The following is a 12,469-nucleotide window of genomic DNA, read 5'->3' on the forward strand; positions in this document are numbered from 1 at the left end:
CCAGCCGACTGCTCCCATGATCTGCGCGGCCGCCCCCGGCGACCGTCGCGAATCATCGCATACCAGCGCGGTCATGTCGCGATTCGTCGACGCGGACGGCGCGTCAGCCCACGCGCAGCCGGGCCGCGAAGAAGCCGTCGAGACCGGACATCCGGGCGTCCGCGCCGACGAGGTGGCAGGGCAGCGTGCGCACGAAACCCTCCGCGGTGATCGCCTCGGACAGGCCCGGCAGCTCCGCCTCGGCGACCGGCTCGACCGACACGCGCGCATCGCGGGCGAGCAGCGCGGCGATCTGGTTCTCGCCCTCCTCCGGCTCGAGCGAGCAGGTTCCGTAGACGAGCACCCCTCCGGGCTTCACCAGCTTCACGGCGGCGTCGAGGAGCTGCGCCTGAAGCTTGGCGAGCGAGGCGACCTCGTGCTCGCGCTTCATCCAGGCGACGTCGGGATGGCGGCGGATGGTGCCGGTCGCGCTGCAGGGCGCGTCGAGCAGGACGGCGTCGGCGGGCTCGAGCGCGATCGAGGCGGCGTCGCCGACCCGTGCGGAGGCCGAGAGCTTGAGACGCGCGAGGTTCTGGTTGAGGCGGGTCAGGCGTTCGGCCGACTTGTCGACCGCGACCACCTCGGCGCCCGCCGCGGCGAGCTGGGCCGTCTTGCCGCCCGGCGCGGCGCAGAGGTCGATCGCGGTCTTGTCGGTCAGGTCGCCGAAGAGGCGCGCAGGGATCGCGGCGGCGGCGTCCTGCACCCACCACTGGCCGTCTCCGAAGCCCTCGAGATCCGGGATCGCGCCATGGGCGGCGAGCCGCACGCTCCCGGTCGGAAGAACGACGCCGCCGAGCCGCTCGGCCCATCGCTCGGGCTCGGACCGCACCGTCAGGTCGAGCGCGGGCTCGCAGACCAAGGCCTCGGCGATGCGCGCGACGGCGTCGGCGCCGTAAGCGCGCTCCCATCGGGCCTTCAGCCAGGGCGGGAGGTCGCCCCCCGGCTGCGGCTCGGGCGCGCCCTCGGAGGCGATCCGGCGAAGCACGGCGTTGGCGAGACCGGCGAAATGGCGCGCCTCGGGATCGGCGCGCACGGACGCGACGCCGAGGTCGACCGCCGTGTGGGCGGGAACGTCGAGATAGAGCGCCTGGGCGGCCGCGGTGGCGAGGATCGCCTCGAGCGATCCGCATTTCTTCGGAAGTCCGCGCTCGAGCTTTTCGGCGATGAGCCCGCGCAGCGTTCCGAAGCGCCGCAGCGTCACCCCGGCGATCGCGCGGGCGAGCGCGCGGTCACGCGGGTCGAGGGCGCGAAAGCCCGACGGATCATGCTCGGCGTCGAGCGCGGCGTCGAGCGCGCGCGTTCGGGTCAGCGCGGCGTCGACGAGCTTGGCGGCGGCGCGGCGCGGGGCGAGGCCCGGCGGGTCCGGCTGCGGCTGACGCGACGACGGGCTCGGCCGCCGGACGGGCCCCCGCCCGCGGATCGGAGGGGGGGTCAGGCCCAAGGTCCTTCGCGACGGTCTCCGGACCTGCCCCAGGGGTCGGACGAGCGGTCCTGGCTTTTGGCCGGACGGCCGCCCCAGGGACCCGAGGACTGCTGGCCGTTCGCCGCGCCGCCCCACGGGCCCGCCGCAGGCGGAGTGTTGGCCTCGTAGCGCCGGGGCTCGGGCGCCTGCTGCGTCCAGCCGGCCGAACCCATGGAGCGGGAAAGCTCCATCAGAGCCGCGATGCGGTTTCCGGTGTCCGGATGGGTGGAGAACAGATTGTCCATGCGCGCGCCCGAGAGCGGATTGATGATGAACATATGCGCGGTCGCCGGGTTGCGCTCGGCCGCGTAGTTCTCGGTGTGCGCGGCCTCGCCCGCGATCTTCTGCAGCGCGCTCGCGAGCCAGTCGGGCCGGCCGCAGATCTCCGCGCCGATCTTGTCCGCCTCGTATTCGCGCGCGCGGCTGATCGCCATCTGCACGATCATGGCGGCGATCGGCGCCAGGATCGCCATCGCGATCGTGCCGACCACGCCGAAGGGGGAGCCGCCGTTCTCCCGGTTGCCGCCGCCGAAGAACATGCCGAAATTCGCCAGCATCGAGATCGCGCCGGCGATCGTCGCGGTGATCGTCATGATCAGCGTGTCGTGGTTCTTCACATGCGCGAGCTCATGGGCCATCACGCCCGCCACCTCCTCGCGGGTCAGCGAGTTGAGCAGGCCCGTGGTGGCCGCGACTGCGGCGTTTTCGGGGTTCCGGCCGGTCGCGAAGGCGTTCGGCTGGTCCTCGTGCATGATGTAGACCTTGGGCATCGGCATGCCGGCGCGCTGCGCGAGCTCGCGGACCATGCCGTAGAATTCGGGGGCGGAGCGTTCGTCCACCTCCTCGGCGCCGTGCATCGACAGCACCATGTTGCCCGAGTTCCAGTAGCTGAACGCGTTCATGCCCAGGGCGACGACGAAGGCGATCATCATGCCGCCCTTGCCGCCGATCAGGAAGCCGACGCCCATGAACAGCGCGGTGAGGCCTGCGAGCAGGACCGCCGTGCGGAAGTAGGAACTCATCGGGCTTCGGTCTCCAAAACATCGCGGGTCGCGCGGGGGCCGCGCCGCACCTATATGTGCAGCCTTCCCCGGCGCCGCCAGCCGGACCATTCACGATCCGATCATCCGGACCCTGCGATGACCGACGACGAGACCCCGAAAAACCCGCCCGAGGGCCCCGCGGCCCGCGCGCTCGCCGAAGCCGCCGAGCGGCGCAAGCTCCAGGCCGAGCGCGAGGTCGAGCTCGCGAAGATCCGCGAGCTCGACGGCCGCAAGGGCCCCGACCCCGTCCGCTACGGCGACTGGGAGGCCAAGGGGCTGGCGAGCGATTTCTGAGGACGGCGCCACCGGCCAGCCGCCGAAGCCTCGGCGCGCGTCCGTAACGGGACGGCTCGTCGGGCGCGCGATCGTCGGCGCGACGCTGGTGCTCGGCGTCTTCGCCGCGATCGTCTGGTCCGATCCCGACGCCTACTGGCCGCTCGACCTCGACCAGCCGCCGGGGCTTTTCACGCAGTGGCGCATCCGCCTGCTCGCCGACGAGCCGCTCGCCTGCCAGCGCACGCTGGCGCGCGCCGACATCGCCGCAAGCCTCGCGCCGGAACGCCCGCAGAGAAACGGCTGCGGCTATGACGACGCCGTGGTCCTGTCCGGCGGGGCGCTCGCCGAGACGCCGGCGATGCGCTGCGCGACGGCCGCCGCCTACGCCTTGTGGCTGCGTCATGTCGTGCAGCCCGCCGCCGAACGGCGCCTCGGCGCGCGTGTCGCGCGGGTGCGCACCTTCGGCGCGTTCTCGTGCCGCGACATCGCCGGGAGGCCCGGCCGCCGCTCCCAGCACGCGACCGCCAACGCGATCGACGTCTCGGGCTTCGAGCTCGCAGACGGACGCACGGTGACGCTCTCGCGCGACTGGAACAAAGGCGAGCCCGGCAGGTTCCTGCGCGAGGTCCGCGACGGGGCCTGCGGCCTGTTCGCCGGCGTGCTGTCGCCGGACTGGAACGCGGCCCACGCCGACCATTTCCACCTCGATCTCGGCCGCGCGCAGATCTGCCGCTAGACCGGCCGCAGCCAGCCGGAGTAGCGCACGAGGCGCCCGCCGAACGGCAGGTCGATCGCGACGTCGAAGCCATAGGCGCCGTCATCACGCGCGAAGCCGCGGGCGTTCGACCGTGGTGCCAGCGCGCGCGGAGCCCGCACGCCGAAGATCCGCCAGCCCGTGACCTCCATGGCGAAGCCGCGCTCGTTCGCGGCGAGCGCGATGTCGAAGGAGAACGGGCCAAAGCGCTCGATCAGCGTCCCCGGCCCGGCGCCGGCGCGGACGCGGCTTACGAAGCGCGCGTCGCCGAACGCCCGCGTCCAGATCTCGCCCTCGCCCGCCCGCTCGATGCGCACCTGCGCCTCGACGCCCGCGGCGGATCCGGGGAAACCAAACAGCCGCGCGACGATCCGCGCGAGCGCGCCCGAAGCGCCCTCGACGTCGACCGCCCCGCGAAGTTCGACGTGGGGCTCCGGCGCATGAACCGTCCGGACGCATTCGGGAAGCCGCCCGAAATCGTCTCCGAGCGCGCGGGCGAAAACCGGCGCGCCTGTCACAGGCGCTTCGTCTCGGGCGGCGCGGCCTCGTCGAGAAAGCGGGCGCGATCGGCCGCGGACGGCATGAAGCAGGCGTCGCTCTTGCCGAACATCCGGTACCGGTTCTTGGCGACGCGGTCATAGGCGAAGTCGCGCAACGGCTTCGGCGCGAGCTTCAGCGCGCAGGCCCAGCCATGGCCGGGCAACCCTGACAGCACGCCGATCGCGGCGTCGGACTTGAAGAGCGCGCGGCCGCCGAGGATGACGACGTTGGTCTCGGGATCGTCGGCCGCGATCCCGATGCGCACCGCGACCGCCCGGCCATAGGGCGACTGCAACGTCGCGAAGCTGAACCGCCGGGCTTCGTCGCGCGCGAGCACGAACCGCACCCAACGCGAACAGAACAGGCAGACCCCGTCGAACAGGATCAGGCCTTCGGGCAGGTCCGGCGCGGGTCTCGGAATCCAGCGATCCATGCGGCGGATATGGGCGGCGTCGGTTCGCGCGCCAGAGCGGACCCCTGGGACCAAAGCGACTGACCTCATGGGCGGTCGCGCCGGAACAGAGGTTATGTCGAGGAGCAGGGCGCGCGCGACATCAATACTAATGATCATTCGAATATATTGCGCGACAAAGATTTTCTCATCGAAAGATGTCGATTATTTATTTGCTTATTCGAAAAATTAAATGCAGCATATTTGATAAATATTGATGTCATCGACTGAAAATATTTATCGGGAGACGCGGATGTCGTTACGGTTTTGCTTGGCGGCCGCAGCTTTGCTGGCCGCGCCCAGCGCGGCTTTCGCCGTCAACACGGGCGGGGCCGAGTTCACGGCCGTCATCGCAGCGTCGGGCAAGATCAAGGGGGGATCGGGCGTGGGAAGCGTCATCCGCGTGGCGACCGGCGTCTACCAGATGACGTTTCCGCGCTTCGTCGATACTTGCGCAGCCTTCGTTTCGCTGAACGACGCGCCCGGCTTCGTGTTCGCTTCGACGCTGACCGAGAACACCGCCTTGATCCAGGCCAAGACCTTCGACGCGAAGGGCAAGCCGAAGTCGCTCGCCTTCTCCGTGCTGATCAAGTGCCAGGATTGAGAGGCCGCGCCATGACCAAGTCCAGAACCATCGCGCTCGCCCTCGCGCTCGTCGCGGCGTTCTCGCCGCTCTCCGCCCTCGCGGCGGACGGTTTCAACACGCCGCCCGCCGGCTACCGGGCGCCGCAGGCGGCTCCCGGCGATCTCGGCTCGGCGATCATGTCGGCCGTGGTCGATCCGGACGGGACCCTCGTCCGGGGAGAAGGCGCGGTCAGCGCCCAGCGCTTTTTCGAAGGCGCCTTCGGCGTCGAGTTCGGCCGCGACGTCACGGCCTGCGCGTTCGTCGTCTCGATCGGTGGGTCGGACGCGCAGGGAACTCCGGAGCCCGGACTGATCAGCGCCGTGGGACGCCTCGGCGAAGCGCGGCAGATTTTCGTCTCGACCAAGGATGCGAAGGCTCGATCGGTCGACCGTCCGTTTCACCTCATCGTCTATTGCGGCCGCTGACGGGCGCGCTTCAGGGCACGACCACCACGGTCGTGCCCACACCGACCTCGCGGTAGAGCTCCGCGATGTCCTCGTTGCGCATGCGGATGCAGCCGTAGGACGCGTAGGTGCCGATGGAGTTCGGCCGGTTGGTGCCATGGATGGCGTATTGGCCGCGGCCGAGCTTCATGGCGCGGGTTCCCATCGGGTTCGCCTTGGTCCCGCCGGCGATGAAGTTCGGCAGATGCGGATGGTCGCGCTTCACCGCGGCGGGCGGCGACCAGTCCGGCTCGACATATTTGCCGACGATCTCGGTCCGCCCGACCCAGCGTTTGCCGGTCTTGCCGACCGCGACCCGGTAGCGGACGACGCCGCCGCCCCAGCGCTTGACCAGGTAAAGCGCGCGCTCGGAATTGCTGATGACGATGGTTCCGGCCGAATATTTGGACGGGTCGAAACCTTGCGCCTGCCGCGCCTCGCCGGCTGACATCCCTGCGATCAGAGCGAAAGCGGCGAGCCCCGCCCGCACGGCGGAAGCGACCAAATTCCGAGACATACGCGACACCCTCGGCCACACACGCCCGAAGACAGCCGGACGTCATGTCGAGACATAAATCACGCCGCTCTAACAGGCGATGAAATCAGTCGCCGCAAAAGCCGTATATTCAGCTTTACCTTAATGCGCCAAGCAACGCTTGCGTCAGGGGACGACCACCACCTTGGTTCCCTTTTCGACCCGGTCGAACAGGTCGATGACGTCGGCGTTCATCATGCGGATGCAGCCGTAGGACGCGTAAGTTCCGATCGAGCTCGGCCGGTTGGTGCCGTGGATCGCGATCTCGTCGCGATCGAGCAATATGGCGCGCGGCCCCATCGGGTTCTTCGGGCTGCCGCCGGGGATGACCTTGGGCAGGAACGGCTTGTCGCGCAGCACGTCGGCGGGCGGCGACCAGGCCGGCTTGACGTACTTGCCCCGCACGTAAGCCGTGCCGAACCAGTCCTTGCCGGCCTTGCCGAGCGCCACGCGGTAGCGCAGCGCCTTGCCGCCGCGCTGGACGAGATAAAGCGCGCGCTCCTTATGGCTGATGACGATCGTGCCGGCCCATTGGTCGGTCTTGAACGACACGGGCGTGCGCGCCGCGGCCTCGGCCGCCGGAAACGCAAGACCAAGCATCAGGGCGGCCGCGGCCGCCAAACACTTCGAACCCAACTCGCGACGCCTCTCGGTCTACGCCCTGGCGTTATTCTAGCGCGACTTGCGGCGGGACAATGGAGGACATGGCGGCAGACTTAACGAGCGCCGGCCGCCGTGCTGCGGCGCGTGTTGCGGCGACGCTCGGCTCGGCGCTACGCTCGATCTCCGGTTGCAAGCGGGGGCCGCGATGGCGCGCAACATCCTGATCTTCTCGGACGGGACCGGGCAGGCGGGCGGCCTGACGCCCGACCAGGAGGTCAGCAACGTCTACAAGCTTTACCGCGCGACACGCTCCGACAGCGACTCGAGCGTCGACGCGCGCAAGCAGATCGCCTTCTACGACGCTGGCCTCGGAACCGCCCCGGAGAACCTCGGCGTTCTGGGCCGCGCGTGGCGCCGGGCCAAGAACCTCGTGGCGCAAGCGCTCGGCCTCGGGATCGATCAGAACATCGCCGACTGCTACGCGGCGATCATCCGCTACTGGACGCCGGGCGACCGCATCTTCCTCGTCGGCTTCAGCCGCGGCGCCTTCACGGCGCGGTGCGTGGGCGGACTGCTCGCCCATTGCGGCGTGCCGACCACGGCGCCCGGCCCCGACGGCCTGAAACGCGACCCGAAGTCCGCGAACGCCCTCGCGATGCGCGCGGTGAAGATCTACCAGCACGGCTCCGTCGAAGCGCATCCGGAGGCGGACGATCCTGCGCTCCGTGATCCCAGGCGCGCCGAGCGGCTGCGGCTCGCGGCGGAGTTTCGCCGGGAGCACGGCTCCGGCTCGCCCGAACCGGGCGGCGACAGCAATGCGGTTCCCTACTTCATCGGCGTGTTCGACACGGTCGGGACGATCGCCAATCTCGGGCCGCTCTGGCTCGTGATCGCGCCCGCGGCCCTCGCCGTCGGAGCGCTCGGCCTCTGCTGGTCGGGAATCGGCCCGCGGCTTCTGACCGGCGCCCCGGCGGTCTTTTTCGCGCTCGCCGCGGGGCTCGGCGCGAGGCTCGTCTATGAAAGTCGCTACGGCTCCGAAAACGGCTGGTTGCGCCAGGCGATGGCGCGGCTTCCGGCGCTCAAACCCTTCAGGTTCTATGACACGCAGCTGAACGCGCGCGTTCCTTTCGCCCGCCACGCCATGTCGATCGACGAGAACCGCGACGATTTCCGCGTCGTGATGTGGGACGAGGACGACGACACCGCGATCATGGCCGAGAACGGCGCGCGGCGGATGCGCCAGCGCTGGTTCGCGGGCGTCCATTCGGACATCGGCGGCAGCTATCCGGAGGCGGAGTCACGGCTCTCAGACATCGCGCTCGAGTGGATGGCCAAGGAGATGAAGGGGCTTCCCGATCCGCCGCAATTCTCCGCCGGGCGCCTCAACCTTTCGCCTTCGCCGCTCGGCATGCAGCACGACGAATTGAAGGCCCATCCCGGCCTGCTGCCCGGCGCGCGGCTCGGGATCGAAAGGCGCGGCGCGCTAGACGAGAGCGTGCTGCTCCGCCTCTCGGCTCCGGCGGCGCTGCATTACGACGTGACGAAGCCCTACCGGCCGGAGGGGCTCAGGACCCATCCGCAGGCCGCAGAGTTTTACCGCGACGCGCCGACAAGCGCAGGCTTCGCTCCGGAGATGATTTGAGGGTCGGCGACTTAGAGTCGGAAACCGGAGCGCCGGCCCCCCTCCACCGCCTGCGGCGGTCCCCCTCCCCCGCTTCGCAGGGGAGGATCCGCGCGCAAAGGGCGCCGCTCTTTTTGATCCTCCTCCGCTGTGCGGAGGAGGGGGACCATCGCGTGAGCGATGGAGGAGGAGGCGAGCGCCGACGTCCAAAACGCGCTGAGCCCGAAGCGAACTCCGCGCCGCGCGATCGGCGCTTTACGCCGCCTGGTCCTTCTTCCGGTTCTGGCGGTTCTCGACGAGGTCGTCGACCACCGCGGGATCGGCGAGCGTCGAGGTGTCGCCGAGCGCGGACGGCTCGTCCTCGGCGATCTTGCGCAGGATCCGGCGCATGATCTTGCCCGAGCGCGTCTTCGGCAGGCCGGGCGAGAACTGGATCAGGTCCGGCGAGGCGATCGGGCCGATGTCCTTGCGGACCCACTGGACGAGCTCCTTCTTGAGCTCCTCGGTGCCCTCGACCCCTTCCATGAGGGTGACGTAGGCGTAGATGCCCTGCCCCTTCATGTCATGCGGATAGCCGACGACCGCGGCCTCCGACACCTTCTCGTGCGCGACGAGCGAGCTCTCGACCTCGGCCGTGCCCATGCGGTGGCCCGAGACGTTGATCACGTCGTCGACGCGGCCGGTGATCCAGTAGTAGCCGTCTTCGTCGCGGCGGCAGCCGTCGCCGGTGAAGTAGTTGTTCTTGTAGGTCGAGAAGTAGGTTTCCTCGAAGCGCTTGTGGTCGCCATAGACCGTGCGCATCTGCCCGGGCCAGCTGTCCGTGATCACGAGGTTGCCGTCGCCCGCGCCCTCGATGACGTTGCCTTCTGCGTCGAGAAGCTCGGGCTTCACGCCAAAGAACGGCAGCGTCGCGGAGCCCGGCTTGAGGTCGGTCGCGCCGGGCAGCGGGGTGATCAGGATGCCGCCGGTCTCGGTCTGCCACCAGGTGTCGACGATCGGGCAGCGGCTGTCGCCGACGACGCGGTAGTACCACTCCCAGGCTTCCGGATTGATCGGCTCGCCGACCGAGCCGAGGAGACGGAGCGACGCGCGCGAGGTCGACTTCACCTTCTCCTCGCCGCCGCCCATCAGCGAGCGGATGGCGGTCGGGGCGGTGTAGAAGATGTTGACCTTGTGCTTGTCGACGACTTCCCAGAACCGCGAGGTCGTCGGGTAGTTGGGCACGCCCTCGAACATCAGCGTGGTCGCGCCGTTCGCGAGAGGGCCATAGACGATGTAGGAGTGGCCCGTCACCCAGCCGACGTCGGCGGTGCACCAGTACACGTCGCCCTTGTGGTAGTCGAAGATCGCCTCGTGGGTGAACGAGGCGTAGACCAGATAGCCGCCGGTGGTGTGCAGCACGCCCTTGGGCTTTCCGGTCGAGCCGGATGTGTACAGGATGAACAGCGGATCCTCCGCGTTCATCTCCTCGGGCTCGCACTCGGCCGACTGCTTTTCGACCGCCTCTTCGTAGCGGACGTCGCGGCCCTCGGTCATCGGCACGTCGGCGCCGGTGCGGGTCACGACGAACACGGTCTCGACGCCGCCGACTTTGTCGATCGCAGCGTCCGTGTTCTTCTTCAGCGGCACCTTCTTGCCGCCGCGCAGGCCCTCGTCGGCCGTGATCACGACCTTGGATTCGCAGCCCTCGATGCGGCCCGCAAGGCTGTCGGGCGAGAAGCCGCCGAACACGATGGAGTGAACCGCCCCGATGCGCGCGCAGGCGAGCATCGCGTAAGCGGCTTCCGGGATCATCGGCAGGTAGATGGTGACGCGGTCGCCCTTCTTGACGCCGCGCTCCTTCAGCGCGTTGGCGAAGCGGCACACATGTTCGTGCAGCTCGCGATAGGTGATCGCCTTCGAATCCTTCGGGTCGTCGCCTTCCCACAGGATCGCGGTCTGGTCGCCGCGATCCTTCACATGGCGGTCGACGCAGTTGGCCGCGACGTTGAGCGTGCCGTCCTCGTACCATTTGATCGAGACGTCGTCGGGCGCGTAGGAGACGTTCTTCACCTTGGAGAACGGCTTGATCCAGTCGACGCGCTTGGCCGTGTCGCCCCAGAATCCCTCAGGATCCTCGATCGAGCGCTTGTAGTCGGCGTCGTATTTCGCCTTGTCGTAATGGGCGCGCTTCTTCCAGTCCTCGGGGACGGGATACACTTTGTCGGACATGGCTATCGCTCCCGGGCGTTCGTTTCCCGTCCCGTCGCGCGGGACGACTTTGACCTGAACCTAGGGCGGAACGGCGTGAGGTCTCAAGCACCCGAACCTCGTACTTTGCGCGGAGCGGGGCGGAGGGGCTGCGGGCGTGCTATGGTGCGGGGAGGAGAAGGATTTGTCCGATGACCCGCATCGTCCGCGTTGAAGAGATCGACGGCCAGCTGGTGCTTCGCGTGCCCGAAGACGTAGCGAAGCAGTTGAAGCTTTCAGCCGGCGACGACGTCAATCTGACGGTCGAAGCCATAGAGGATGACGTTCGGCGACAGCTGGAAATCGGCCGCGAGATCATCAAGCGGAACCACGCAGTGCTCGCGGCGCTGGCGAAATGAGCCTTGCGCCCGAGCCCCTATGGCTCGCGCTTCGATCGATCACGATCCTGCACGACGACGTCATCGAAGAGCATGGCGGCCTGCCAGGTGTGCGCGACCAAGGCGCGCTCGAGTCGGCGGTCGCACGACCGCGCAACAAATGGAACTACGGCGAAGACGACGTGATGCGGCTCGCGGCGGCGTATGGATACGGTTTGGCCCGCAACCACGCATTCTCCGACGGCAACAAGCGCATCGCCTACGTGGCGGCGGAGTTATTCCTCGCCTTGAACGGCTTTCGCCTCGTCGCGTCTGACGATGACAAGATCGCCACCTTCCTCGCCCTTGCGGCCGGCGAGCTCTCCGAGGACGCGCTCGCTGGCTGGCTCAGGTCCCGCGCGCAGCCGGCATGAGCCGCCATACGGCGCTGTTCTTGATCTCGGCGTCTTCGAGCTCGCGCGTCACCGGCACGGCGTAGTCGGCGAGCTTTTCCAGCCGGTCCTTCGGCAGGTAGCTGCGGCCGGGATCGCCGACCAGAACGGGCACGCCGTCGGCGAGAAATCCGTCGAGCCAGGCGAGCAGGCGCGCCGCGAGGTCGCGCTCGTAGAACAGGTCGCCGACCGTCACGAGGTCGACGTCAGGGCGCGGACCGCCGATCAGGTCCTCGCCCGTCGCCTCGACCGGAACGCCGTTCGCCGCGGCGTTGATCACGATGGCGGCCAGCGCGAAGCGGTCGAGATCCGCGGCCAGAACCGAGGCGGCTCCAGCCTTCATGGCGGCGATCGCCACGATGCCTGAGCCCGAGCCCATGTCGAGCGCGCGGCGTCCGCGGCAGATTTCCGGATGGTCGAGCAGATGCCGCGCCAGCGCCTGCCCGCCGGCCCAGGCGAAAGCCCAGAACGGCGGCGGCAGGCCGACTTCGGCGAGCTCCTCCTCGGTCTTCGACCAGAGCGGCACCGCCTCGTCGGCGACCCGGATCACGATCTCGGGCGCGAGCGGCACGGGCCGCGCCCGGGTCTCGGCGAGGACGAAGGCGGCGGGGTCGCGAATGGGCAAGCGGGCCGTCAGCCCTTGAAGCCGCCCATGCGGCAGACCTCGGCCCATTCGTCGTCCGTCACCGGCTGAACCGACAGGCGCGAATTGGAGGTCAGCGCCATCTTGGCGAGCTTCTCGTTCGCCTTGGCCTCGGCGAGCGTCACGGATTTCGGCATGTCGGCGACGGCGCGAAGGTCGACGCATTCCCAGGTCGGGTTGTCGGCGGTCGAATCGACATGGGCGAGCTTCGCCACCTCGACGATCCCGACGATCTCCTTGCCTTCGTTGGAATGGTAGAAGAAGCCGCGCTCGCCGATCTTCATCGCGCGCATGTTGTTGCGCGCCTGGTAGTTGCGCACGCCCGTCCATTCCGTGCCGTCCTTTCCGGCCGCCTTCTGCTGCTCCCAGGACCAGGAGTCGGGTTCGGACTTGAACAGCCAGTAGGCCATCGGGCGCTCCGCAAGAGTTCGCGAGA

Annotated in this window: 16 protein-coding genes; 7 read left to right on the top strand and 9 right to left on the bottom strand. The window is 68.9% G+C overall.

All coding sequences use genetic code 11. From position 1 onward, the window contains the following. Positions 1-103: 103 nt before the first annotated feature. Both ACFOWB_RS03720 and htpX read right to left on the bottom strand, forming a co-directional pair. A complete protein-coding gene (locus ACFOWB_RS03720; protein ID WP_378146079.1) occupies positions 104-1,474 on the bottom strand; it encodes an RsmB/NOP family class I SAM-dependent RNA methyltransferase in 1,371 nt (456 codons plus the stop codon). Next, positions 1,471-2,523 (bottom strand): zinc metalloprotease HtpX, encoded by a 1,053-nt coding sequence (gene htpX, locus ACFOWB_RS03725; protein ID WP_261401264.1) that lies wholly within the window; start codon positions 2,521-2,523, stop codon positions 1,471-1,473. The genes ACFOWB_RS03720 and htpX overlap by 4 nt, the downstream gene beginning before the upstream one ends. 117 nt (positions 2,524-2,640) lie before the next feature. On the opposite strand from htpX, the gene ACFOWB_RS03730 reads away from it, so the two are divergent. Beyond that, positions 2,641-2,838, top strand: a complete 198-nt coding sequence (locus ACFOWB_RS03730; RefSeq protein ID WP_261401263.1) for a DUF1674 domain-containing protein — start codon at positions 2,641-2,643, stop codon at positions 2,836-2,838. Between the two features lie 88 nt (positions 2,839-2,926). Next, on the top strand, positions 2,927-3,556 hold the full coding sequence (locus tag ACFOWB_RS03735) for an extensin-like domain-containing protein (RefSeq protein WP_261401262.1): 630 nt from the start codon (positions 2,927-2,929) through the stop codon (positions 3,554-3,556). Here ACFOWB_RS03735 and ACFOWB_RS03740 read toward each other — a convergent pair. Together ACFOWB_RS03740 and ACFOWB_RS03745 are read right to left on the bottom strand one after the other, a co-directional pair. Further along, positions 3,553-4,092: a DUF4166 domain-containing protein gene (locus ACFOWB_RS03740; RefSeq protein WP_261401261.1), complete on the bottom strand. Its 540-nt coding sequence runs from the start codon at positions 4,090-4,092 to the stop codon at positions 3,553-3,555. The genes ACFOWB_RS03735 and ACFOWB_RS03740 overlap by 4 nt on opposite strands. After that, the gene (locus ACFOWB_RS03745) at positions 4,089-4,547 is read right to left on the bottom strand and encodes a thiol-disulfide oxidoreductase DCC family protein (RefSeq protein WP_261401260.1); all 459 of its coding nucleotides are present in this window, start codon (positions 4,545-4,547) and stop codon (positions 4,089-4,091) included. Before ACFOWB_RS03745 ends, ACFOWB_RS03740 begins: the two co-directional genes overlap by 4 nt. A 271-nt stretch (positions 4,548-4,818) precedes the next feature. On the opposite strand from ACFOWB_RS03745, the gene ACFOWB_RS03750 reads away from it, so the two are divergent. Together ACFOWB_RS03750 and ACFOWB_RS03755 are read left to right on the top strand one after the other, a co-directional pair. Beyond that, entirely contained in the window at positions 4,819-5,169 is a 351-nt protein-coding gene (locus ACFOWB_RS03750; protein WP_378145752.1) for a hypothetical protein, read from the top strand. 11 nt (positions 5,170-5,180) lie between these two features. Next, positions 5,181-5,615: a hypothetical protein gene (locus ACFOWB_RS03755; protein ID WP_261401258.1), complete on the top strand. Its 435-nt coding sequence runs from the start codon at positions 5,181-5,183 to the stop codon at positions 5,613-5,615. 10 nt (positions 5,616-5,625) lie between these two features. Here ACFOWB_RS03755 and ACFOWB_RS03760 read toward each other — a convergent pair whose 3' ends face one another. Both ACFOWB_RS03760 and ACFOWB_RS03765 read right to left on the bottom strand, forming a co-directional pair. Continuing rightward, the gene (locus ACFOWB_RS03760; RefSeq protein WP_378145754.1) at positions 5,626-6,150 is read right to left on the bottom strand and encodes a L,D-transpeptidase; all 525 of its coding nucleotides are present in this window, start codon (positions 6,148-6,150) and stop codon (positions 5,626-5,628) included. Positions 6,151-6,294: 144 nt separating this feature from the next. Further along, positions 6,295-6,768, bottom strand: a complete 474-nt coding sequence (locus ACFOWB_RS03765; RefSeq protein ID WP_261405749.1) for a L,D-transpeptidase — start codon at positions 6,766-6,768, stop codon at positions 6,295-6,297. A gap of 208 nt (positions 6,769-6,976) precedes the next feature. Here ACFOWB_RS03765 and ACFOWB_RS03770 point away from each other — a divergent pair, with 208 nt between their 5' ends. Further along, the gene (locus ACFOWB_RS03770; protein WP_261401256.1) at positions 6,977-8,413 is read left to right on the top strand and encodes a DUF2235 domain-containing protein; all 1,437 of its coding nucleotides are present in this window, start codon (positions 6,977-6,979) and stop codon (positions 8,411-8,413) included. Positions 8,414-8,647: 234 nt separating this feature from the next. On the opposite strand, the gene acs is transcribed toward ACFOWB_RS03770, so the two are convergent. Beyond that, positions 8,648-10,603: an acetate--CoA ligase gene (acs, locus tag ACFOWB_RS03775; protein ID WP_378145756.1), complete on the bottom strand. Its 1,956-nt coding sequence runs from the start codon at positions 10,601-10,603 to the stop codon at positions 8,648-8,650. A 170-nt stretch (positions 10,604-10,773) separates the two neighbouring features. Between acs and ACFOWB_RS03780 the strand changes: the two genes are divergently transcribed. Together ACFOWB_RS03780 and ACFOWB_RS03785 are read left to right on the top strand one after the other, a co-directional pair. After that, positions 10,774-10,980: a hypothetical protein gene (locus ACFOWB_RS03780; RefSeq protein ID WP_261401255.1), complete on the top strand. Its 207-nt coding sequence runs from the start codon at positions 10,774-10,776 to the stop codon at positions 10,978-10,980. After that, positions 10,977-11,372 carry a type II toxin-antitoxin system death-on-curing family toxin gene (locus tag ACFOWB_RS03785; RefSeq protein WP_261401254.1) on the top strand — a complete coding sequence of 132 codons (396 nt, stop codon included), beginning with the start codon at positions 10,977-10,979 and terminating at the stop codon, positions 11,370-11,372. The genes ACFOWB_RS03780 and ACFOWB_RS03785 overlap by 4 nt, the downstream gene beginning before the upstream one ends. Here the strand turns inward: ACFOWB_RS03785 and ACFOWB_RS03790 are convergent. Both ACFOWB_RS03790 and ACFOWB_RS03795 read right to left on the bottom strand, forming a co-directional pair. Further along, positions 11,347-12,063 carry a class I SAM-dependent methyltransferase gene (locus ACFOWB_RS03790; RefSeq protein ID WP_378145759.1) on the bottom strand — a complete coding sequence of 239 codons (717 nt, stop codon included), beginning with the start codon at positions 12,061-12,063 and terminating at the stop codon, positions 11,347-11,349. The two genes, ACFOWB_RS03785 and ACFOWB_RS03790, sit on opposite strands and share 26 nt — an antisense overlap. After that, positions 12,024-12,443: an EVE domain-containing protein gene (locus tag ACFOWB_RS03795; RefSeq protein WP_261401253.1), complete on the bottom strand. Its 420-nt coding sequence runs from the start codon at positions 12,441-12,443 to the stop codon at positions 12,024-12,026. The genes ACFOWB_RS03790 and ACFOWB_RS03795 overlap by 40 nt, the downstream gene beginning before the upstream one ends. Positions 12,444-12,469 lie beyond the last annotated feature (26 nt).

It is taken from the genome of Chenggangzhangella methanolivorans (assembly GCF_042648545.1).
GTDB classification, from domain to species: domain Bacteria; phylum Pseudomonadota; class Alphaproteobacteria; order Rhizobiales; family Methylopilaceae; genus Methylopila; species Methylopila methanolivorans.

What these genes read in the sequence shown, in the direction of transcription:
- htpX (WP_261401264.1), bottom strand. Translation starts at nt 2,523, where the DNA reads ATGAGTTCCTACTTCCGCACGGCGGTCCTGCTCGCAGGCCTCACCGCG.
- ACFOWB_RS03730 (WP_261401263.1), top strand. Translation starts at nt 2,641, where the DNA reads ATGACCGACGACGAGACCCCGAAAAACCCGCCCGAGGGCCCCGCGGCC.
- ACFOWB_RS03745 (WP_261401260.1), bottom strand. Translation starts at nt 4,547, where the DNA reads ATGGATCGCTGGATTCCGAGACCCGCGCCGGACCTGCCCGAAGGCCTG.
- ACFOWB_RS03750 (WP_378145752.1), top strand. Translation starts at nt 4,819, where the DNA reads ATGTCGTTACGGTTTTGCTTGGCGGCCGCAGCTTTGCTGGCCGCGCCC.
- ACFOWB_RS03755 (WP_261401258.1), top strand. Translation starts at nt 5,181, where the DNA reads ATGACCAAGTCCAGAACCATCGCGCTCGCCCTCGCGCTCGTCGCGGCG.
- ACFOWB_RS03760 (WP_378145754.1), bottom strand. Translation starts at nt 6,150, where the DNA reads ATGTCTCGGAATTTGGTCGCTTCCGCCGTGCGGGCGGGGCTCGCCGCT.
- ACFOWB_RS03765 (WP_261405749.1), bottom strand. Translation starts at nt 6,768, where the DNA reads ATGCTTGGTCTTGCGTTTCCGGCGGCCGAGGCCGCGGCGCGCACGCCC.
- ACFOWB_RS03770 (WP_261401256.1), top strand. Translation starts at nt 6,977, where the DNA reads ATGGCGCGCAACATCCTGATCTTCTCGGACGGGACCGGGCAGGCGGGC.
- acs (WP_378145756.1), bottom strand. Translation starts at nt 10,603, where the DNA reads ATGTCCGACAAAGTGTATCCCGTCCCCGAGGACTGGAAGAAGCGCGCC.
- ACFOWB_RS03780 (WP_261401255.1), top strand. Translation starts at nt 10,774, where the DNA reads ATGACCCGCATCGTCCGCGTTGAAGAGATCGACGGCCAGCTGGTGCTT.
- ACFOWB_RS03785 (WP_261401254.1), top strand. Translation starts at nt 10,977, where the DNA reads ATGAGCCTTGCGCCCGAGCCCCTATGGCTCGCGCTTCGATCGATCACG.
- ACFOWB_RS03790 (WP_378145759.1), bottom strand. Translation starts at nt 12,063, where the DNA reads ATGGGCCGAGGTCTGCCGCATGGGCGGCTTCAAGGGCTGACGGCCCGC.
- ACFOWB_RS03795 (WP_261401253.1), bottom strand. Translation starts at nt 12,443, where the DNA reads ATGGCCTACTGGCTGTTCAAGTCCGAACCCGACTCCTGGTCCTGGGAG.